At 31.9% G+C, this 22518-nt stretch carries 16 protein-coding genes and 1 pseudogene; 9 read left to right on the plus strand and 8 right to left on the minus strand.

From position 1 onward, the window contains the following. Positions 1-19 precede the first annotated feature (19 nt). Entirely contained in the window at positions 20-202 is a 183-nt protein-coding gene (locus tag LNP22_RS17410; RefSeq protein ID WP_229974585.1) for a hypothetical protein, read from the minus strand. Between the two features lie 16 nt (positions 203-218). Here LNP22_RS17410 and LNP22_RS18485 point away from each other — a divergent pair. Next, a pseudogene (locus LNP22_RS18485) lies at positions 219-520 on the plus strand (ATP-binding protein). A gap of 835 nt (positions 521-1355) precedes the next feature. Then, a complete protein-coding gene (locus LNP22_RS17415) occupies positions 1356-1805 on the plus strand; it encodes a glycosyltransferase (protein WP_229974586.1) in 450 nt (149 codons plus the stop codon). Between the two features lie 171 nt (positions 1806-1976). On the opposite strand, the gene LNP22_RS17420 is transcribed toward LNP22_RS17415, so the two are convergent. The 5 genes from LNP22_RS17420 to LNP22_RS17440 form a co-directional block, all read right to left on the minus strand. After that, the gene (locus LNP22_RS17420; RefSeq protein WP_229974587.1) at positions 1977-2294 is read right to left on the minus strand and encodes an Hpt domain-containing protein; all 318 of its coding nucleotides are present in this window, start codon (positions 2292-2294) and stop codon (positions 1977-1979) included. Beyond that, positions 2281-3318 (minus strand): sensor histidine kinase, encoded by a 1038-nt coding sequence (locus LNP22_RS17425; RefSeq protein WP_229974588.1) that lies wholly within the window; start codon positions 3316-3318, stop codon positions 2281-2283. Before LNP22_RS17425 ends, LNP22_RS17420 begins: the two co-directional genes overlap by 14 nt. Next, entirely contained in the window at positions 3318-4451 is a 1134-nt protein-coding gene (locus LNP22_RS17430; protein ID WP_229974589.1) for an FIST signal transduction protein, read from the minus strand. The genes LNP22_RS17425 and LNP22_RS17430 overlap by 1 nt, the downstream gene beginning before the upstream one ends. A gap of 5 nt (positions 4452-4456) precedes the next feature. Next, the gene (locus LNP22_RS17435) at positions 4457-7405 is read right to left on the minus strand and encodes a PAS domain S-box protein (protein WP_229974590.1); all 2949 of its coding nucleotides are present in this window, start codon (positions 7403-7405) and stop codon (positions 4457-4459) included. 293 nt (positions 7406-7698) lie between these two features. Further along, positions 7699-8112: a response regulator gene (locus LNP22_RS17440; RefSeq protein WP_229976402.1), complete on the minus strand. Its 414-nt coding sequence runs from the start codon at positions 8110-8112 to the stop codon at positions 7699-7701. Between the two features lie 649 nt (positions 8113-8761). Here LNP22_RS17440 and LNP22_RS17445 point away from each other — a divergent pair. Next, a complete protein-coding gene (locus LNP22_RS17445; RefSeq protein WP_229974591.1) occupies positions 8762-9001 on the plus strand; it encodes a hypothetical protein in 240 nt (79 codons plus the stop codon). Between the two features lie 412 nt (positions 9002-9413). On the opposite strand, the gene LNP22_RS17450 is transcribed toward LNP22_RS17445, so the two are convergent. After that, the gene (locus LNP22_RS17450) at positions 9414-10628 is read right to left on the minus strand and encodes a sensor histidine kinase (protein ID WP_229974592.1); all 1215 of its coding nucleotides are present in this window, start codon (positions 10626-10628) and stop codon (positions 9414-9416) included. 668 nt (positions 10629-11296) lie between these two features. Between LNP22_RS17450 and LNP22_RS17455 the strand changes: the two genes are divergently transcribed. From LNP22_RS17455 to LNP22_RS17475, 5 genes are all read left to right on the plus strand, one after another. Next, positions 11297-12859: a sensor histidine kinase gene (locus LNP22_RS17455; protein WP_229974593.1), complete on the plus strand. Its 1563-nt coding sequence runs from the start codon at positions 11297-11299 to the stop codon at positions 12857-12859. 106 nt (positions 12860-12965) lie between these two features. After that, positions 12966-15563: a zinc-dependent metalloprotease gene (locus LNP22_RS17460; RefSeq protein WP_229974594.1), complete on the plus strand. Its 2598-nt coding sequence runs from the start codon at positions 12966-12968 to the stop codon at positions 15561-15563. Positions 15564-15588: 25 nt separating this feature from the next. Continuing rightward, on the plus strand, positions 15589-18933 hold the full coding sequence (locus LNP22_RS17465; RefSeq protein ID WP_229974595.1) for a SusC/RagA family TonB-linked outer membrane protein: 3345 nt from the start codon (positions 15589-15591) through the stop codon (positions 18931-18933). 11 nt (positions 18934-18944) lie between these two features. Further along, on the plus strand, positions 18945-20264 hold the full coding sequence (locus LNP22_RS17470) for a RagB/SusD family nutrient uptake outer membrane protein (protein WP_229974596.1): 1320 nt from the start codon (positions 18945-18947) through the stop codon (positions 20262-20264). Between the two features lie 57 nt (positions 20265-20321). Beyond that, positions 20322-21080: a LytR/AlgR family response regulator transcription factor gene (locus LNP22_RS17475; protein ID WP_229974597.1), complete on the plus strand. Its 759-nt coding sequence runs from the start codon at positions 20322-20324 to the stop codon at positions 21078-21080. A 5-nt stretch (positions 21081-21085) separates the two neighbouring features. Here the strand turns inward: LNP22_RS17475 and LNP22_RS17480 are convergent, their stop codons facing one another. Continuing rightward, positions 21086-22000, minus strand: a complete 915-nt coding sequence (locus LNP22_RS17480) for a hypothetical protein (RefSeq protein ID WP_229974598.1) — start codon at positions 21998-22000, stop codon at positions 21086-21088. A gap of 341 nt (positions 22001-22341) precedes the next feature. On the opposite strand from LNP22_RS17480, the gene LNP22_RS17485 reads away from it, so the two are divergent. Beyond that, a complete protein-coding gene (locus LNP22_RS17485; RefSeq protein ID WP_229974599.1) occupies positions 22342-22515 on the plus strand; it encodes a hypothetical protein in 174 nt (57 codons plus the stop codon). Positions 22516-22518: the final 3 nt, after the last annotated feature.

Below are 22518 nucleotides of genomic sequence, written 5' to 3' on the forward strand. Positions count from 1 at the left end.
ACTGGAAATCCCTTATGGCTTATAAAATCGGAAGACAACCATCGCAACAAAAGTCGTACAGATCGATTACTAAAAAATGCCAAGTTACACTATCAGAACTCCTAAGAGGAGATGAGCCATAACGAAGATCCAAATCTTGACCGTAATCTTCTACTCCGTTTTTCAGACTGTTCTTTTTATTGAATCGCAATGAAAATATCATTATCACGGGCTTTACAGTGACAGGAAAAAACTTTTTGACAACAGCTCTGGGATACCAAGACTGTATTAAAAGGTATAGAGTCCTTTATTATAATTTAGGGACCCTTTTCAAAAGTTAATGCTGGCTAAAGCCGATGGCTCCTATATCAGAGAACTCAATAAAATAGAGAATTATAATTTACTGATCATCGATGACTTTGAACACCAAGTCTTCAACAGTGATAAACAGATGACATTGATGGATCTTGTAGAGGACCGGAATCAAAAAAGAGCTAGTAGCTTTTGTTTACAATTACCCATAAAAATGGGTACGACTTAATAGAAGAAAAGACAATAGCCGATACCATTTTGGATCGAATTATTCACTCGGCAATACGTTTTGAACCCAAAGAGGAATCGATAAGTAAAAAATGAAAAAGCAGTAAAAAAATTAGCTAATTTAAAACGAAGAAAACATCAGTAAAATAACTGTCCACTTTGTCCGGAATCACCTGTCCAGTTTAAAACGGAATTAGGTGTACACTTTCACTGGAATAATCACGTAGCCTTTAGGTGCGGAATTTCGTCTTACAGCAATAGTGTTTTTAGGCAACACCAACTGGCGTGTAGAAGTATGTGAGTATAATGTTAATAATCGTTGCAACCGAAATAGAGCAACAAAAATCGCCATTCAACTATACTAAACTCCTATCCATCGAAATATCTTAAAATACGCTGTTTTGTAACCTTAAGTTTGTACTATAAATTTAATATTATGAATGACAGAAATTTAAACCTATTAAACATTACCATTCTTAAAAAAATTTACTTAATTCCTAGAGATATTGATCTAGTAGCAGGAATCCCTTGGAGCGGAATACTATCTTCTAATCTAGTAATATTGTACCTAAATTTATCGGATACCAAAATATTCCTTCTTTTATAAAGGCCTACACCTATAAATAATTGATAAGGAAACAACGAACACCTTCATTTTATAAGTCAACTTGTTCGGATAGTAAAAGAGAGAATTTGAAAAGGTAAAAAGGAGTAAAAAAACAATTAGAAAAACTTCTACAGTTATAAAGCGACAGCACACTTTTTTTTAAAAAAATCCAAAGAGCCCGTTAGTATTTTTTAATTCAACAAGAAAGAATAACTCATAATTTAAAAAGATGAAAACAGGAATTATCATCATTTGCTACAACAATGAATACGAAATTGATAAGGATATCTGTATCAAGTATATAAATGATGTTAGAGATATTGAGTTTTGTTTAGTCAACAATAATAGTGAAGACAATACCTTTGAACTCTTAAAAGACATCAGCGAAACGTGCAAAAATGTCTCTGTAGTTAATATCAACAAATACAAAAGTAGTAGATTAGCGATAAAAGCCGGAGCTAGATTTATGTTCAACGAATACAATTTAAAACAAATTGGATTTATTACTACAAACACATTTTGTAAGTTTGAAAACTTAGGAATGTTAATCAAATTCATTCAAGATAATCAACTGAATATTTTAAAATACAATGAAAAGATTTTGAATGTTAAAGAAACAAAGCTAACCCTTTTTCAAAGCTTATTTTCTGTAATGGATTATTTAGCAAAAAACAATTGAACCATTATTCTTAAAATTAGCACAATAGAGTAAACTACAATAGTTGAATCTACAGCACATTTAGTTGTTAAAAATACACTACCAAATGTAATTTTATTTACTACTTTCATTCAGGGATACTAAATTTATTTCTTGAAATGACAACAATACGATTCGCAAATAAAGTTTTTTTTACAAACCGTTTACAAAACTTTGCATTAACTGCAAAATACTTTCAAATTTATCTTGAGACTCAAATGTGCCATTTAATAAATGTTCTTCATATTCATGTGCAAGATTGTAGCTTTTTTCAAGACCTAAAATAGATATTTTATGTTTTAATTTATGAACATGTTCTGCTGCATGTCTGTAATTATGGGCTTCCATACTTTTATGATATGCCGATATTTCAATTGGAAGTTCTTTTTTAATAATATCAATCATTTTAATTCTAAATGCATTATCCTCTCCACAGAGTTGATCTATATAATTTAAATTAGGCTGTTCCATAGTTTTTAGGTAAGGTAAAATAAAATGTTGTCCCAATGTTTTCTTTACTTTCAAGCCAGATAGAACCTTTATAATACTCAATAATTTTGTTAACTATAGAAAGTCCTACTCCTGAATTTTGATTGTTGCTTTCTAATTTTGTAAATATTTTAAAAATTTTATCGTGGTATTTTTTAGCTATTCCAATGCCATTATCTTTGATATAAAATTCAAAATCTTGCTCTTTTTCTGTGCAAGCAATTTCAATTATACCTTGAGCTTTATCATTATAATGGATGCTATTTTCAATTAAATTTTGCAATAATTGTTTGAATCGCCAAGTATTTCCTTTTATTTTAGGCAAATCATTAATTATCGAAATTTGAATATTTTTCGGAATGTGAATCTCTCTCTTAATTTCATCAATCACTTGATTAAGATCAATTAATCTTTCTTCAGAGTCTAATTTATCTACAGTAGAATAATCTAAAATCCCTTTGATTAATAAATCCATCTTTTCTACATTAAAAAGTACCTGATTAAGCGAGTTTAAACAACTTTCACCCATTTCTTTATTATCCTCAATGACCCAATTAATAAGGGTGTCTATATTTCTGAGTGGTGCTTTTAAATCATGAGAAACAACATGAGCATATTCGTTAAGTTCTCTATTTTGATTTTCTAAACTTTGCAACAATTCTTCTCGTTGCTTGTTCATCGTGACAATTTCTATAGATTGTTTTTTTAAGAAATCAGACTGATTAAAATCTTTTTCATTACCTAATTTTTCAGCATCCAAATTCATAGAATTTAAAATCTCCTTTAAATTTGAATTTATTTCTTTTAAACTATTTGCTTCCTCTCGGAGTTTTTTATTGGCTTGGAAAAGTTCATCAGAACTAATTTTCATCGCTCGCTGCAACATATTCATCTGATCCTCGTGATTATCATAAGATTCATTGACTGCCTGCAAAAAATGCTTTAAATCTTTTAAATGCTCAGGGTTTATAAATTTGGCAATTTGCCTTTTTAATAGCATATTCATTATTCGCTGATTAGGGTTAAAGTCATCGTTTGATTATGCAATTCACAAAAAGTATTCTCGCTAAATGGAGCCATTTCGCCATACGAGTAAAACCCGGTAATTGCTACTTCATTTCCAATTATTTCCTGAACACGCTCTATTTCCTCTTCAACCCGTTGATTCATAACTAATTTTCTTCCTACGCAACTCACTAGTAAAGCAAGTTGTGGATGATTTATTCTATTTTGCATTGCTAACATTGCCGCTTGTGAAGCTCCCTCTGCGATAGCATCTACAGAAGCCATCATGAGCTGTACTTTTGCATTTTCGGGTGCATCACCAGCTAAAATCATCGACTGATCTTGGTTATTAATATTTAAAATAGTTCGAACTACAGCTTGAGATTTGCCTTCTGGGGTAACATTTAAAGGATATAACAAAGAAGCCTGAGGCAATTGATTGGCTTTATCGCCTAAGTATTTTTTATACAAATCCAAAGCAGGTTGTCCATCAATTTCATACAACACATTGGCTTCTGATCGTGTAATAATTCTTTCCGGGCCAAAAGAGCTCCATCCTCCAAAACTGGAAAATGAAATTTCTAAAGTTTCTCCATAAAATCCAATTAAAACAACTTCTCCTTCTTTTGGATTTTCTTTATAAGAAGCTAATGTTTTCTCAAATTTTGCATCGTCTCCACACATACCTCCTGAAATAGGAACTTTATTTTGAATACTATTTTCAAGACCGTCAATAAGGGAACTTCCGTTTACGAAACTTCCCTCTGAGAGCACAAATAAATGCTTCAAATTTTCTTTAGGTATTTGTTCGTAAAGAGATTGTCCTAAAGCATTTGCATCTTTATTATGATTAAAAATATTATCTGTTTTAATTGCAAACGTACTTTTTTCAAATTCTATAGCAGTAACAACAATAGAATCATCAAAGACATTTGCATCTAAAATTTCACCCGCTGTAGAGCCAAAAACCAGATGTTCATAAGGAAACTCCTTTCTAATAGCATCAATGACTTCTGGAAGCTCTAATTGCATCCTATTGGCAAAAACAAGTACCAGCGGATTTTTTAGTTCTTCCTCATTTGTTAGGTACTGCCAATTTTCATTCTTTTTTTTATAAGCTTGAATTATTTTCATAGTTTCTATTTTGGTAATTTAATAAAGAAGGTTGTACCTTTAGTCAGTTCACTTTCTATCCAAATGTTTCCTTTGTAATTCTCGACTATTTTTTTTACTATAGACAATCCAATACCTGTAGATTTTTTATTCGATGTAAAAGATTGAAATATTTTAAAAATTTTTTCTTGATTCTCTGTAGCAATTCCAGGACCATTATCCTTGATAGCAAAAATATAATGCTTTTTTTCCTCCTCAAAACTTATTTCAATAATTCCCTGAGGCTTATCCATATAATTAACCGCATTACTGATGATATTTAGAAACAACTGTTGCATTCTAAATCGTTCTGCTTTAATTGTTGGAAGTTCATTTTTTATGATAACTTGAATGTTTTTCGGTATGTGAATGATATCAATTATTTTGTTGATTTCAACATTCAAATTAATATTCTCAGTAATCATCTCAATATCATCTACTTTAGAATAAGTTAGAATTCCTTCAATCAAATGATCCATTTTCTCGACTTTGTCTTCAATCATATCAAGATATTGAGTCGTTTGCACATTAAACTCTTTATCATTATCTTCTTTAATCCATGTAACAAGAGAATGTATGCTCTGCAGTGGTGACTTTAAATCATGCGATACAATTTGAGCATAATCATTGAGCTGCTCGTTCTGTTTTTCTAATTTTTTAAGTAATTCTTCTTTTTGCAATTCCAGACTCTTTTGTCGAGTTATGTCTAAATGTATACCTATTGAACCAATTACTTCACCATTTACATTATAATTGGGAGCGCCGCTAATTAACCAATATCTTGTCTCTCCTTTTTTATTGATAGAAGTTACTTCATACGAATCTGACTTACCTTTAACCCGTTCTTTATTTTTAAAATTTACTAATTTTTTATCCTCAGGATGCAACAAAATTTCAGATGCATTGTTGCCTAACAAATCAATTAAAGAGAAACCACTCATATCACAAAAAGACTGATTGGCTAATTGTATCACATCGTCCTTATCTACTTCCAATAAGCCCATATTCATATTGGCAATAATATTTCTATATTTTTCTTTTTCTGCTTCTAGACTTTCTTTGTACTTTTTCTTGATGGTAATATCTTCAAAACTCCATAAATGACCATCATTTTTCTTGCCTTTGGCTATCGGAATAAAACTTCTTTCGTAAACGCGTCCATCGGCCAATTCAATTTCTTCAGAAAAGACGTTTTTTTTATTTCTCAAAATTTCTTCTACCCTTTCAATAAATTCATCTGGTCTTTTAAAAAAGTGTTTATTTTCTTCAGTAGCCATTTTAGAATCAAAACCTATCATCTCTGCAGGTTCTCCTTTAAAATCGAATAAATTACAAAACCTTTTATTGGCAATTAGCACCTTTCTATCCTCATCTTCTAGTAAAATACCCGATTGAAGATTGGTTATTAACGAAGTCAAACGATTTTCAGAATCTATAAGCTGTTGATTGAACTCTTTTTCTTGACTAATATTTTCTTCAATAGCAAAATACTTAATCACTTCTCCTTGTTTGTTATGCAGCGCCTGTCCTTGGACTTTAACCCAGTATTTTTTTTTAAATTTTGTATAATTTAAGATCTCACAAGTAAAAGGAAGTCCTTGTCTTATTTGATTCTTTAAATAAGCAATTGTTTCTGGATTGGTTGCTTCACCTTGTAATAAACGACCAGGACTCTTACCAATCAATTCTTCCTTGGAGTAGCCAGTCATTGTGGTAAAACTACTATTGGCCCACTCAATTTTCCCTTCTTTGTCACAAATAATGACAGCACTAATATTCTTATCAGCTATCGAGGAAAGTAATAAAAGTTGTTCTTCTTTTTGTTTGTCTTCAGAAATATCCTCTATCATTGCAAAATACTGAATCACTTTTTTGGAGGAATCCAGAATGGGCTGTCCCACTGTTTTAGACCAAAAAGTACCACCGTTTTTTTTAGCATGCAAAATTTCTACTTCAAAAGTATTTCCTTCGTAAAAAGCATTGATCATTCTACGAATTTCCTCTTTATTCGATAAAGGATTTGAACCTACTTCTACAGGTGTTTTCCCGATAATTTCATCATTCTCATATCCTGTCAATTTAAGATATGCATCATTACACCAAAATATCTTTCCATCCGGATAAGTAAATACAATGCCGTTTTTATTCGTTTTTGCCACCAACGACAACTTATTTAGCTCTTCTTGATTTCTTTTTTGTTCTGTAATATCACGTCCATAGATATTTACACAGCCCTCTCGTTGCAGACTTTTACAAACAAAAGAATAGCACTTTCCATTATTCTCCGCCTCAAACATCCATCTTTCTTTTGTCTTATCAATTTGATGAATGATAAATTTTAAAAAATCCTCAATTTCATAATCAATTCCTTGAAATGTAAGATTTTTTAAATCTTCGGCTGCTGGATTCATTTTTAATAGATGACCCTCAAAATCAATGCGAATTAATGGATCTGGACTTTGAGTAGTAAAAAGAGCAATATCAACAATTTCCTTATTGGCTTCTTTTAATTGATTTTGTTGTTGATGTATTGTATTCAAAGAATTTTGTAATGCTGCATCGTAGTGAGCGAAATCATAAAGAGAGATTTTTTTTTCTTCAAAATAATCCACAGAAGTATGCGATAGGCTACCTATAAACAAATAGCCATTTTCATAGTTTTCAAATTGTCCTCGAAGCGAAATTTTATATTTAACAGATTCTATTACAACTAATTGATTAGTGACTTTATAAAAATTGTCAACATTTAGCTCTTCGATAAATGGATTGGTAATTGTAAATGAGTTCAGGAAATATCCTCCGCATTTTAAGTCCGGAAGCACTTTGATTAAACCTTCACCTCGGTCTTGAATAAGTAAGTTGTGGTCTAGCAAAACATAAAAAGGGAAAATCCTATTGAATGTTTCACTGTCAAAATGAAATTGAGAATTTTCCATGCTGTTGCCTCCTTATTTTTAAAAATTTCATGAATACGGCATCTGAATACAATCTATTATTTAGAATGTTTTTGATTACGAAAAGTAGCTAAGACTACTGCTAAACCCAACTCAAATTCCAGCTATTCAACTCTTTTAGAATTGTAACGTAAAGTACTACTTTTTTTCTTACACTACAAATATTTTAAATCTAAAGTGGTTTTCAATTTGTTTATGACATAAAAACAAAAAAACATTTAAAAGCTTTAATTCTTATCTCTAGTTCTAGATTCAAAAAACAACACTACTTATTTTTACTGAGAAATTAATTCATTCGTGCTCCAATAATCTAGTATTTTTTTTATCCTATCTACATAATCCTCATATTTCAAAGGCTTTAAAATGTAGCCCGCAATACCTATTTTATAACACTCCATAACGTCTCTATGATTGTTAGAAGTAGTTAAGATAATTGCTGGTATGTATTTTAATACATCATCTGCTTTTAAGATAGACAAAAACTCGATACCGTTTAGTTTAGGCATATTAAGGTCTAAAATAATAACATCTGGTATTATTTCTTTCTTTTTTAATACATCAACTGCTTCTTCTCCATTATTTGCTTCAATGATGCGATGATTGAGTTCTAAACTTTTTAGTACTCTATTGAATTTCATTACTTCAATTGCATCATCTTCTATTAATAGTATATTCAACGATTTTGCCATTTTATTAATTTTAAAGTTTGATGCATACTTATTCAACTTCAAAGGTATTTTATTCCTTTTAAAGCAAGAGTCATTTTTCGTTAATTCATAATAAAGTGTAGACAACTGCAAAAAAAGTGTCGACGAATGGTATTTTATATGTAATTCAACCATAAAAAATATCTTGAAGCCAGTAAAACGAAATCTAAAAAGGGATCCTAATACTTCAATCTATTTTTTATAGAACAGCCATTGCATCTGATTTTTAAAATTTCTTATAGATAAGTAGAACGTCTGTATCTATATAATAAGTAAACTGAATATTAAAAAAACCAAAAAAAAAGGACGATTTCCATTTTTAATATTCATTTATCGACACAAAATTCATAATCAACTGTAAGTCAAGTGTAAAGATTGATTATTCATCGACAGCAAACTGCTATTCATCGAAAAAACAAAAAACAATTCTTATAATCGTCTTAGATTTGTATCAGAATTAAGAAACAAAAAAATCAAAATAAAAATTAATAAAATAATTATTTCCAAAAACAATTTAACAATGTCAGCAGTGATTGCAACTTCGATAGATAATCTATTCGATTTAGTAAACACTCAAAATTAAAACTATTTATTAACAAGAAATGAAGTTTCATTCAAATACCACTGAAAAATGAAAACAGCAATTACTTTAGCAAACACAATTCCTACTGAAATCAAATCTGAGCACTATTTAGTATTCTCCATGATTATTATAACTGTTGGAAAAAGCCTAGAGCCAAAGATCCCTATCGAAGTAAACACTTTGATTATGAGTTTTTTAGCCATTTCATTAATCGGAATGACACTTCAAATTGTTAATAACCTTTTAAAAAACAAAATTTTATTCGATACATTTCAAAAACGGTATTAGTTACCGCAAGTTATAGTATCAAGCAAAGAATTTTTTATTAGTTGTTTGAAAAATGACAAACTAAAACTAATTTTTTGTTTCATTTTTGTCACTGCCATTATCCTGTTTGCACCAATATTATGCCACTATTGCAGTTACTTCCAGAATTACATTGCCGTTTATTGTTGGACTTTTGCCCTTTTAAAATCAATTTTGAAATTGCCTACAAATTCAAAAAAGACTTGCTAAGTACCAAAAACATGACCGCCTTTTTTGCCCGAAAAGCCCTGAGCTTTTATCCAAATTAAAATCAGTAAAGGCGATGTAATTCTAGAGAAGTGCTATTTTTCTAATCCACAAATAAACTTTTGATCCTAATTATCATTAAAAGTAAAAGTATTGTGTAATCAATTTTATTATAATTGATAAAAAATTAGCACTCGTACTCTTTAGGTAAAACAAAACAAAAACAAGCACCTTTTTTATTGTCTTCTCTTTTCTTCAAATAGATAGCACCACCTACTCGATCTACTATGGCTTTTATTGTTGACAAGCCAATACCGGCATTTTTACCATATTTTGAACTAACTGTTTCAAATAATTCAAATACTTTTTCCCAATATTCTTGTGGTATACCTGGACCATCATCTTCATAAACAAAAGAATAACTAGTTTCATTTTCTGTGAGTGATATCCAAACATTGCACTCTTCTTTGTCGGTATGTTTTGTAGTATTTGATAAAAGATTTTGAATAATTTGAACAAAACCTATTTTTGAATGCCTTATCACGGTATCACAATTTCTATAATGAATATAAGTTGGAATATGTAAAGCATCATTATCAACTATATATTGAATAATACTTTTGACATTAAAATCTTCAAAACAAATTTGGTCGTTACTAACTTTTGTATATTCTAAAATACCATTAATTAAAAAATCCATGTATTCATTTCGAGAATAAATCAAATCAATCCAGACTTCTAAGTCTGTATTTTCGATAAGTGTTTTATAATCTTCTTTTATAAAAATTAATAACGAATTTACCCCTCGAATTGGGACTTTTAAATCGTGAGTAAGACGATGCGCAAATTGGTTCAACTGCACATTTTTTTTCGAAATTTCATCATTCAAATCTTCTAAAAATCTATTTTTTTTACGAAGTTCAAATTGCGAAATCACTTGATTGGCCAATGCCTTTAGAGATTCTTGCTGGCTCTCTGTAAGACCTTCTCTTGGTTTATTATCAATAACACAAAGCGTTCCTAAAGAATAACCGTCTTTGGTATTTAAAGGGGCTCCTGCATAAAATACAACGTTTGGGTCATTAGTTGTTAACGGATTATCATGAAACCTTTCGTCTTTAGTAGCATCTGGAATAATAAATAATTCATTAGGTGTGTTGATTGCATGTGCACAAAAAGCAAAATCCCGAGGAGTTTCGGTTACATCTAAACCATGATGTGATTTGAACCATTGTCGATTGTGATCTATCAAAGTTACCAAGGCAATAGGGGTGCCACAAATTTGTGCTGCTATTTTGGTTAAGGCATCATACTCTTCTTCAGGGAGGGTGTCTAGTATATTATAACTGCTCAAGGCTTCAAAACGAAGATCCTCATTATCAGGAATTTCAGGTTTATGCATATAACTGAATTTTTATTTGTTTTTAAAACAAAACTATGTAAGGAAGGTCTATTTCTTTTACTTATAAAAATAACAAATTTTACTTAATAATATAACTAATTCTTCTAAAATTAACTTAAAAATAAAAAAAAATATATTGCTTTCTTAGCTATTGAAAAGAAAATTAATTACTGATTTTACAAACTGAATCTGCAAATAAAAAGAAGAGAAAAAGTAAAACTACATTTTTTTTATTCGTTAATTCATAAAATTATTTAATGGCTAAATGAAGAGTGTCTACTTTTTTTTTATCATATAAAATTTTAATATATTCAAGAATTTTAAATAATAAATAATAATAATTTCAAATTATCAAGAAACGCTAAAAGAGGTATTAGGTGTTCAATTATCCCCCCGATCTACTAAACTGAACGAGATCATAGCAAAATCATTCTGTTTTTTTGTTTCTGTTTTAGCGAACCTGAAGAGTAAGGGAATCTTACCTTATCTCAAAATGAAATGCATGGAGCTACTTTTTTTCTACTCTCTTAAAAATTTGTTGTAATTTGTAATTTTAAAAAGATTCTGAAAAAACAATCGAAAAACAGTATGAAAGAAAATACTATCTTTGACGACCAAAAATAGTTTCTGACTAAAAATGGTCGATACTTTATACTTAAAAAACACCTTTGAAATTTTCTTTAAAAAATATCTTTTCCGGACGCAACTTCTTTATTTTAGGATTCTTTTTTATTGTCCTGACATTGATTTCTATTTATGTTTTAAGTAATTTAATTACACAAATAACTGAAAAATCAAGCGCGGAAAGCGCGGAGCGCAGCTTTCTAAAAAAACAGGAAGTGGTACAACAGGAATTTTCGCGTTTTTTGCAAACTCAAGAGGAAATTGATCGTATTATTGCAATTAGTACTCCTCAAAATTTATCTGATCATCTTAAAGTCTTGAGTACGCTTCACGCGAATGATAGCCTTGTTAAGAATAACTGGTTTCAAATAGACAACGACAAAATAGAGGTTACTACTGCTACTAGCAACCCTACTCTAGCAACCCAGATAAAAGAACTTATTGACCAGAATGATTCGAAAGATCAATTTAATGGTATCGTTCAAGATCATGAAAACTTTTTTTGGCGTATTTATTTTATGTCAAAAGGAAAAAATGGCACCATCGTGCGTTATGGTTATGACATTGATCTGAAATCTTTGCAAGCTTATTTTGCGACCGTTGATCAAAATGTTCCCAATTATGCTTTTGTGTTTGATGAAAAAGGAACGGTACTGTATCATCCCGAGATCAAACTTCTTAAAAAAAACATCTTTAAAATTACAAATTTGGTGGCAGCAGACACTACCTTTATTAATAACGAATTTTTTGGCAAAAAAATAGATCTTTCAGAATATTTGAAATTGGATATTATACGTTATACCAAAAGGCTTCCTGTAAAAAATACACATTGGTACATTTGCGTTAACTTTCCTAAAGAAATTAGAAGTGAGGATGTACGTGCTGTAAAAAAATACGCATCGCTTATATATGTGATCACCACCTTTATATTGATTGTTTTTTTCTATTTATTCACGCTTTTTAACAGAAGGAGTTTTCGGGAGAAAGAGATTCTTTCGCAAGAAAAAAACACTTTGCTCTTGGAGAACGAAAAGATAAACAAAGAGAAAGCGCTAATACAATTGCAGCAGCTAAAAGAGCAGATAAATCCTCATTTTTTGTTTAATTCTCTAAACTCACTCTACATGCTTATTGATGGCAATACGAGTGTAGCGAGGAAGTTTACGCTGAATCTTTCTAAAATTTATCGTTACCTTATTAATCCTCCTGTTCAAAACATTGTGACCCTGCAGGAAGAATTACTTTTTATAGAAAAATATATTTTCTTGCAACAAACCCGTTTTAAAGAAGAATTTGATTTTAGCATCAGGATCGAAGATGAAAGTGTTTTGACCAAAAAAGTACCGTATCTTTCTTTGCAGATTGCGGTAGAGAATGCTATTAAACACAATATTGCCTCGGTTGAAAACCCGTTAAGAATAAGTATTGCAATCTTTCAAAATCAAGTGATAATTGTTAATAATCTAAACGAAAAACAACAGTTTGAGAACCCTTCTCAATTTGGTCACAAATATTTGGAGAGCGTTTATACATTCTACTCAAAAGAGCCGTTTCTAACCTTCAAAAAAGACGGGAATTTTACTTGCATTTTACCCTTAATCGGTTAAAAAAAATCATTCACTCCCAAAAAAAAGCCACTCACTCCATTTTGTTTTTTTTAACATAATTTATCCAATAATTTCGGCAAAAATTAACCTAAACTTAACTTTCAATATGAGGGAAAAGGCATTATTAACAAACCTAAAAAACGTTGCTTTGGTAGCATTGCTATTAAGTACCAGTTCTGTTATTTCTCAAAAAAAGAATAAAAAAGACAAAGACAAAACAGAACAAGTTACAGATTCTCTTAAAGCTTCAAAAGGGAAAAATTACAACGACCTTGTTAAAAAGGGAACTTTCAAAAAAGGCTTATTCAATACAATTCAGGTTAAAACAGATTTATACCTGGAAATAAACGATTCTTTATTTCAAAGAGAATTTTTGGTCGTTAATAAAATTTCCAATGTTCCAATGCTGGTTAATGAAGAAGGTTTAAACAGAGGAATGAATTACGAAAACAAGATTATTACTTTCCACAAAGATCTTATGGCAAAAAAAGTTTGGGTAAAATCATCCGTTCCAAAAGTTTCATCGCCTGTAGGAGATGCTATAACAGCTTCGGTAAATGCTAATTTTTCGGAATCTATTATAGAAGTCTTTGATATTGAAACAAAAAATGACGACTCAACTTCGGTTGTTATTAAAGCAAATAAGGTTTTTGACGGGAAACAAAAGAGTTTCAATGATATTTTGAGCAACATTGGTATTGGCAGTTCTGTAAAATCTGAATTGTCTTATATAGAGAGTGTCAAAACGTTTCCTAATAATATAGTAGTAAAGTCACAGCTTACAACTTCTATAAATGATAACGGCATTCCCTCATCAGTTACAATTGGCATAACAAGTAATATCATCTTGTTGGATAAAGTGCCAATGCAAGCTCGTTTTGCAGACAACCGAGTTGGTTATTTCTCAGAAAAACACTGGTATTTTAGTGATAATCAGCAAGCGGTGCGCGAAAAAGAATTGATTACACGCTGGAGATTAGAACCTAAAAAAGAAGACCTTGAAAAATATAAAAATGGCGAATTAGTAGAGCCTAAGAAACCCATTGTTTACTACATCGATCCGTCGACACCTAAACAATGGCGCTCGTATATCATCGAAGGGGTTCGTGACTGGCAAATTGCATTTGAAAAAGCAGGCTTTAAAAATGCAGTTATTGCCAAAGAACCTACAGATGAAGACACGGATTTTGACATTGATGACGTTCGTTATTCTGTTATTACGTATGTTGCATCGCAAAAGTCAAATGCGATGGGACCAGCCGTTGTTGATCCAAGAAGTGGCGAAATTATTGAATCAGACATTATCTGGTGGCATAATGTAATGACTTCACTTCATAGCTGGATGCGCATACAAACCGGCGCAATTGACCCGAAAGCCAGAGGAAATAAATTTACTGATGAACACATGGGAGAAGCCATCCGTTTTGTTTCGTCTCATGAGGTTGGACACACTTTTGGTTTAAAACATAATATGGGCGCTTCATTTGCTTATGATGTTGAATCCCTTCGATCACCAGACTTTACGGCAAAAATGGGTGGAACTGCGCCTTCAATAATGGATTATGCGCGTTACAATTATATCGCCCAACCCGAAGATCATGTAGAAGCGATTACGCCAAAAATTGGCGAGTACGACAAATATGCAATCGAATGGGGATACAGATGGTATGCTAACGAAAATGAAGAGCATACTGCATTGAACAATTTGATTACAAAACATCAGAATGATCCTCTTTATTTTTACGGAGAACAACAAAGTCTAGGAACTTCGATTGATCCGCGTTCACAATCTGAAGATTTAGGAAATGATGCCATGAAAGCCGGTGAATACGGACTTAAAAACTTAAAAAGAGTTGTTGGCAATATTCTGGACTGGACCTATGATAAAGATGAATCTTACTATGAAACAGGCAAACTTTATATTAGTGCTATTGGCCAATGGAATTTGTACAACTATCACGTATTAACCAATCTTGGGGGTATTTATCTTAATCCTACGGTTCATGGTGATAATAAGGCAAGTTATGTTCCGGTTCCGGCTGCCGTTCAAAAAAGAGCTGTAGCTTATTTATTGAAAAACAGTATTGCTTTACCTGAATGGTTGTTTTTTAATCCGATTTTGGATAAAACAAATCCGATCAAAGATACTCCTTTAGGGCCATATGAAATAACGCCTTATACATTGGCAAGAGATTTACAATACGATATTTTATACAAAATGTTAAGCGACGAACGTTTATTACGTATTACGGAAAATGAATTATTTCAGCGTAATAAAACCAAAGATAATGTGTTTACGGTAACGCAATTATTTAAGACAATGCGTGAATCCATTTTTGCTTCTACGATTCAAAATAAATCACTTACGATTTTAGAACGCCTGAGTCAGAAAAATTATGTTGATGTACTTATCGTTTCAGCAAACAAACTTTTTGAAAAGACAGAACCTAAAAAGAGTATCGAAATACAGGAAAATCTTAGTATGCCACATTTGTGCGATTATTTAGAAGAATCCAGAATGGCGCGCAACATAAATCAATCTTTTATGAAAAGAGTATCAGAAGTTACTTCTGACAAAAAAGGAGAATTGAATCAGATTTTACAATTATTAAAAATAAAAAGAAATAGTGGTAACCAAGAAACCAAGAACCATTATTTCGACTTGATTCAGCGCATTGAAAGAGCATTAAACAATACCTTATAATTTTTAACCAAATCCAAATTCCCGAATGAAAAATCTATTTTACATCCTGAGTTTCTTAATGACCCTGTCAGGGTTTGCCCAAGGAACCAGAACTATTAAAGGAAAAGTAAGTGACTCCAAAGATGGTATGCCTTTGTATGGTGTAACCGTTTATGTAGAGAACGCTTCTATTTCTAACAGCACACAACAAAAAGGCGTAATCCAGAGTTCAAGCCTTGGTACCGTTACCGATTTTGATGGTACCTTTGAACTAAAAATAAATGGTAATGTCAAGTTTTTGAGAGTAACCTATATTGGATACGAATCTACTACACTTGAAGTTACCAATCAGAATAACTACAGTGTTTCATTAAAATCTGAAACAGCAGAGTTGAAAGAAGTTGTGGTTACGGGTTACCAAAAAATTGAAACTAGAAAACTTACTTCTGCCATTGGTAAAGCAAATATGATCGACATCCAGCAAGCGGGTGTTGCCAGTATTGACCAATTATTGATAGGACAAGTTACGGGTGTTGCTGTTACTCAAGCAACAGGTGCTCCTGGAACAATTGCCAAAGTAAGAATTCGTGGTACAGCTTCGCTTTCAGGTCCACAAGATCCTTTATGGGTTTTAGATGGTTTGCCTTTAGAAGGAAATGATGTTCCACAAAACTATGATAAAGACAACATCGATCAATTGACAAACTTTTCTATTGCAGGATTAAACCCTGAAGATATTAAAGACATCACGATCTTAAAAGATGCTTCTGCAACTGCTATTTACGGAGCAAGAGCTGCAAACGGAGTTATCGTTGTTACCACGAAAAAAGGAAAAAAAGGAAATATGAGAGTCAATTTTACTACGAATACTTTCATTACACAAAGACCTGACTTTTCTAAATTAAACCTGATGAACTCTTCTCAAAAAGTAGATTTAGAATTAGCAATGGCTTCTGATCCAAACTTAACTTACAGAGATACTGGCGGACAAATTTCTCGTATTCTAAATGGTTCTAATGAATTAGCAGCTTACAGAGCCGGAGGTTTTTCTTCTCTTAATCCAGAAACTCAAAACTCAATCAATGCATTAAGAAACAACAATACAAACTGGGGTAACTTATTATATCAGGATGCAGTTAATAAGCAATATGGTGTGAGTGTATCTGGTGGTGGAGAAAAATCTGATTACTACTTCTCTCTTGGAGCTTATAACGAAGAAGGAACCACAATTGGAACCGGATTCGACAGATACAACCTTACCCTAAAAAACAATTTTGAGGTAAGCGATAAATTACGTGTTGGTGTTAGTATTTTTGGTTCTCAAAGTACCACAAAATCATATTTAACTGACACAGATGGTTTTACAAATCCTTCCAATTATTCAAGAACTGTAAACCCTTATTTAACTCCTAGAAATGCTGATGGAAGTTATAACTACGATAAGGATATTGCAGGATATGGTAATAATTCTGTATATGTTCCTTTTAACATCCTTGAAGAGAGAGAAAATACATCTTACGAATTAAAAAACAGAGCTATAAAAGCGATACTTGATATTGATTATAACATTACTAAAAACTTCAAAGCAACTACTCAGGTAGGTCTTCAATTTGACAATAATGCTTCTGAGAAATTTGCAGATAAAGAAACCTATTACACTAGAAAAGAAAGAGAAAAAACGAGAAGATTTAGTGGCGGAGTGGCTAATTATTTCCTTCCTGATGGTGGAATTATTCAAAACTCAAATACTGACTTTTTCCAGTACAACTGGAAAACAATGTTAAACTATAGTGCTGTTTTCAACCAAAAACACGAGGTTGAGGTAATGGCTGGTAGCGAATTAAGAAAAAATTACAATACTTCTATCGCAACTAAAGGTTTTGGATTTGATCCTAAAACATTAACAACAAAGCAAATTCTTTTTCCTAATGCAGATGTTGCTAATGATGCTAATTACAAAACATATCAAAAAACAGAGAATGAAAATGCATTTGCTTCCTTCTTTGCTACAGCATCGTATACTTACAATAGAAAATATACTGCTTTTGGTAGTGTTCGTTATGACGGATCAGATTTATTTGGTGTAGACCCTAAATACAAATACTTACCATTATGGGCTATTTCTGGTTCTTGGTTAGTATCTGAAGAAAACTTCTTAAAAGAGAACCCAATTATCTCTGCTTTAAGATTACGTGCCTCTTATGGTTTACAAGGAAATATCGACAAAAATACCTCTCCTTATGTAGTTGGAGAATATAAAAACGTAGTATTATTGCCTGGACAAAATGAGCCAACTATCTTTATCTCCTCTCCTCCAAACGATAAATTAAGATGGGAAAAAACAACCAATACCAACTTTGGTTTTGATCTTGGATTGTTTAACAACCGTGTGAGTGTTGTAACCGATGTTTACGGAAGAAAAAGTACAGATTTGATTGGTTTACAATCTCTTCCTATCGAAAATGGTTTTGAATTCTCTACTTTAAACTGGGCACAAGTGTCTAATAAAGGTTATGAAATTGCATTAACAACAAAAAATATCGAACGCCCTAATTTCTCTTGGACTACCAATATTAATTTCTCTCACAACAAGAGTAATGTAGATCGTATCCAGATTAGAGAAAACACCTATACACCTTCAAGAGAAGGATATCCTGTGAATGCTGTATTCGCCCTAAAAACAGCAGGAATCGACGAAAATGGATACCCATTATTTATTAATAAAAATGGAGAAACCGTTAATACAAACACCTTTTTTGCCCTTTATGACCCTTATGCAGATCTTTTTCCTGGAGAAATATCGCAATCGCGCTTAACAGCAACAGAAACACGTAACCTATTTACCTACGTAGGAGATCGTGACCCTAAATTTACAGGAGGTTTTATCAACACATTTAAAGTACATAACTTTGACCTAACCATTGCTACTACTTTTAATATTAAACAAACTGTAGTTGAGAGACCTCCTTATAGTGGAACTGAAGTAGACCGTGGACAAAACTATTCTACGGATATTTTAAATGCCTATTCACCGACAAATACCAGCTCAAACTTACCTGGTATCGTGGGTAAAAATTCTGGAACAGGTGATTCATGGATGGCTTACGACTGGTATGCTACAGCAAATACAGTAGACACTTATGCTTTACTTGACACATGGGTAAAAGAGATGAGTTACATGAGATTAAGCAGTCTTCGTTTAGGATATTCTTTACCTAAAAAAGCGACAAATAGTGTTTTCATGGAAGATATCAGATTTAGTGTAGAAGGAAGAAACTTATTTGTTCTAAGTTCGGATTACAAAGGTTACTTTGATCCTGAAACTTATGGAAATATCTACGCACAACCAATCCCTAGATCAATATCTCTAGGATGTAACTTAACTTTTTAAACTGATTTAAAATGAAAAATATATTAAAATATGCATTCTTTTTCGTTGCAGCTATAACTACAGTAGGCTGTGATGATTATCTGGACGTACAGCCTATTGGCAGAGTAATCCCTGAAACATTAACAGATTACAGAAGTGTACTTACAAGAGGATACGAAGCTTTTCCTAAACACAAGTCGCTTACTACATTAAGAGGTGATGAAATCATATTAGACCAATATAGCCAGGATTTCGCTTATTTCAGAGATATTTATGTATGGAATGATACAAACCCTGATAAGATTACAACAAGTTTTCAATACGATGCTCTTTACAATACCATTTTTTATGCAAATGTTATTATTAATGATGCAGCAGGTAAACTTGAAGCCTCTGCTGATAAAGATCAATTAATTGGAGAAGCTTATGCTTTAAGAGCTTACTCGTATTTCGACTTATTGAACTTATTTGCAAAACCTTACAATGCTGCTACAGCAGGTACTGATAAAGGTGTTCCATTAGCTTTAAAAGTAGATTTAGAGCAGGCTTATACTCCAGAAAGTGTCGCTAAAGTTTACGAGCAAATTCTTTCTGATAAGGAAGAAGCTAAAAGATTGCTTACTAAAGACACTCAGACTAAAGGATTGAACTACCGTTTTTCTAAAGCAGCTATTTATGCATTGGAATCTCGTATTTTCTTATACCAAAAAGAGTGGACAAAAGCTGTAGAAGCTGCAAACAAAGCATTAACATACAAAAATACTTTAGTTGATTTAAATGCAACTCCTGTACTAACAACAAGCTATGATGGTGTTGAATCTATATTAGCACTTGAAGATGTTTTTTCAAATAACTTAAAAGGAGCTGGTTATGTTTCTTCAGATTTATTAGATGCTTACGATCAGACAAATGATTTACGTTTTGGGGTATATTTTCAAAAACTTGGAGGTGATTATGTTTTTAGAAAAGGAGGAGAACTTGCTCAAAAATGCTCTTTTAGAGCCTCTGAATTATATTTGACAAAAGCAGAAGCTTCAGCTCAATTAAGTGATCTTACAACGGCAAAAACTACTGTATTGGATTTTATCAAAAAAAGATATAAAGCTGCAGGTTTCAATCAGCTTAGTATTGAAATTGATGCAATGAACCAAACAGCACTACTTGCCTTTATTGCTCAGGAAAGACAGCGTGAGTTTGCTGCAGAAGGACACCGTTGGTTTGATTTGAGAAGAACAACTCAAAAATCAATCAAACACACAGTAATTGATCAGGATTATACATTAATCCAAAATGACCCACGTTATACACTGCCATTCCCACAGAATGCACGTTTAAATAATCCAAACTTGTAGATTGAATTAAGCTCCGTTTTTAACGGAGCTTTTTTTTACCTTTGCAAAAAAAGGAAAATGAAAATTGCCATCATTGAAGATGAACATCTGGCTTCGAATTATCTGAAATCAACTCTAGAACAACAAACTATAATTACGATCACCGCAATCACGGTTCTAAAATCTGTAAAAGATGCTATTGCTTTTTTTACAAAAAACACTGTTGATCTTGCTTTTATGGATATTCATTTAGGAGACGGAAAAAGCTTAGACATTTTTGAAGAAATTGCGGTCTCCTGCCCCATCATTTTTATAACCGCTTACGACTCTTATGCGGTCAAAGTTTTTAAACATTTTACCATAGACTATCTTCTTAAACCGTATGAAGAAGAAGAATTATTAGAAGCCTTATTAAAATACAAAAACATAAAAGCAACTTTTAATCCCAACCCAATTGTTGAATCATTGGTTGAAATTGAAAACCAAAGCAATATTCAGCATCACTTTTTGGTCAATCACAGAGATAAACTCATCTCTATCAATACTACTTCAATTACTTATTTTTTTGCCACAGGAAAACATCTTTTTATTCATACCCAATCGGGTAACAGCCATTTGTACAACAGCAATCTAAAAGACCTCATTAACAAACTAGATCCGTCACTTTTTTTTAAAGTAAATCGAAAGTACATTATCAGCCGCAATCATATTCAGGAAATTATCAAACACTCCAGCCAAAAAATAGAGATCGTTCTGAATGTGGCGTGCCCAGATGCCGAACCCATTATTCTGAGCAAAAAAGAAATCAATAATTTTAAAAGCTGGCTTAATTCTTAAATAGGCTAATGCTTTCCATACTTATTCAAAATATACTGCGTCACAGGACGAAGCGGATTATTATTTTCAGGATGTCTTCCGTGTGTATTAAAAAAATCTACTCCATTGGCCGTCTTGGCATACCAAATAATGGCTTCCCCATTTTTAAAACAAATTGTGGTATCAGAAAGATTAATTTTTTTGAGTTCAAACGTACTTTTATCAAAGGGTACTACACTATTTAGCTCCACTAATCCTTCAACTTTTAAATTACAATCTACCCTTTCGTAATGATCACCCGACCATTGCATGCAATCTTTTTTAAAGAAAGCAAAATAAATTACAGCCGATATTAAACAAAAAATAAGGGCTACACTAATGATGGTTCCTTTTGATTTTTTTAAAAGTGTTTCACAACACTTTTTCTTAAAACTAATAAAAAGGTTTATCGGAGTGTTGACTCTCGCTGGCTTTACTTCTTTTAATTCAGATAGTACTTCAAGTGGTTGTTCTTTTTTTACAACTAATTCGGAATTATAAAACCTGTTAATTTCTTTATTCTCATCTTCCCGATTACTCGTTCTAAATTTAGCATAAGGACGTGGTGTAAAATCCAGCAATATGGCTGCAAGATTTACAGCATCAACATTTGTCGGATCTGTTTCTCCTTTAAAAAAAGTCTCAATTGGTCTAAACTTATCTTTCTGCTCTTTAAACTTATTCTTCGTATTAATACTAAAAGGTAATCCTAAAAAAGTATTAAAAACAGTCAAATCGTCTTGATGTACGTTTGGTTTTTCAAATATTTCCCAACATAAATCCCGAAGTTTTGCTCTCGTTGGAGCGCTCAAATAAGTAAAATATCGGCCGTCTTTTTCTTCCTCATATTTATTTTTAACGGCAATTTTATAATCTTCAAAAGTAGTGTTGGACATAGGCATTACAAATTTATTTTAGGAATTTCCGGGAACTTTAAGGAATTGTCAGGAGTGGAAAAAACTTAATAGGAATTCCGGGAATTCCCTATCAATGCAGGCTTGTAATCGTATTTCCTTTGTACCAGAAATTAGTTGTTGTTCGATATCGAAATAAAACAAATGTACAAAACTAGTTCAATTAAAAGTGCGGAAAACCGTAAGACGGACTTTATCCGGGAAGTATAAATAAAATCATACTGTTCTACGCACTTCACTTCCCAAAAAACAACTTGGTATTGTCTTAAAAACAGCTCCGGAAAAGTTCCGGACAGCAATACCTATATCTAATTTTAATTCAAATTATCATGAAAAAATTAATATTATTGGGAGCGTTTGCGCTATTGGGTTCAACAATTGTTTCTTGCACTGCTGAAGAAATGGAATCTCAAGCAAAAAAGGAAATTAAAAAAACAATTCAACCCGTTGCAGATGGCCCTGGTGATGATCCTATAGTTCCGCCACCACCAAAAAAAGATTAATTA

The organism is Flavobacterium flavipigmentatum (genome assembly GCF_020911905.1).
Taxonomy (GTDB): Bacteria; Bacteroidota; Bacteroidia; order Flavobacteriales; family Flavobacteriaceae; genus Flavobacterium; species Flavobacterium flavipigmentatum.

What these genes read in the sequence shown, in the direction of transcription:
- LNP22_RS17410 (WP_229974585.1), bottom strand. Translation starts at nt 202, where the DNA reads ATGATATTTTCATTGCGATTCAATAAAAAGAACAGTCTGAAAAACGGA.
- LNP22_RS17415 (WP_229974586.1), top strand. Translation starts at nt 1,356, where the DNA reads ATGAAAACAGGAATTATCATCATTTGCTACAACAATGAATACGAAATT.
- LNP22_RS17420 (WP_229974587.1), bottom strand. Translation starts at nt 2,294, where the DNA reads ATGGAACAGCCTAATTTAAATTATATAGATCAACTCTGTGGAGAGGAT.
- LNP22_RS17425 (WP_229974588.1), bottom strand. Translation starts at nt 3,318, where the DNA reads ATGAATATGCTATTAAAAAGGCAAATTGCCAAATTTATAAACCCTGAG.
- LNP22_RS17430 (WP_229974589.1), bottom strand. Translation starts at nt 4,451, where the DNA reads ATGAAAATAATTCAAGCTTATAAAAAAAAGAATGAAAATTGGCAGTAC.
- LNP22_RS17435 (WP_229974590.1), bottom strand. Translation starts at nt 7,405, where the DNA reads ATGGAAAATTCTCAATTTCATTTTGACAGTGAAACATTCAATAGGATT.
- LNP22_RS17440 (WP_229976402.1), bottom strand. Translation starts at nt 8,112, where the DNA reads ATGGCAAAATCGTTGAATATACTATTAATAGAAGATGATGCAATTGAA.
- LNP22_RS17445 (WP_229974591.1), top strand. Translation starts at nt 8,762, where the DNA reads ATGAAAACAGCAATTACTTTAGCAAACACAATTCCTACTGAAATCAAA.
- LNP22_RS17450 (WP_229974592.1), bottom strand. Translation starts at nt 10,628, where the DNA reads ATGCATAAACCTGAAATTCCTGATAATGAGGATCTTCGTTTTGAAGCC.
- LNP22_RS17460 (WP_229974594.1), top strand. Translation starts at nt 12,966, where the DNA reads ATGAGGGAAAAGGCATTATTAACAAACCTAAAAAACGTTGCTTTGGTA.
- LNP22_RS17465 (WP_229974595.1), top strand. Translation starts at nt 15,589, where the DNA reads ATGAAAAATCTATTTTACATCCTGAGTTTCTTAATGACCCTGTCAGGG.
- LNP22_RS17470 (WP_229974596.1), top strand. Translation starts at nt 18,945, where the DNA reads ATGAAAAATATATTAAAATATGCATTCTTTTTCGTTGCAGCTATAACT.
- LNP22_RS17475 (WP_229974597.1), top strand. Translation starts at nt 20,322, where the DNA reads ATGAAAATTGCCATCATTGAAGATGAACATCTGGCTTCGAATTATCTG.
- LNP22_RS17480 (WP_229974598.1), bottom strand. Translation starts at nt 22,000, where the DNA reads ATGCCTATGTCCAACACTACTTTTGAAGATTATAAAATTGCCGTTAAA.
- LNP22_RS17485 (WP_229974599.1), top strand. Translation starts at nt 22,342, where the DNA reads ATGAAAAAATTAATATTATTGGGAGCGTTTGCGCTATTGGGTTCAACA.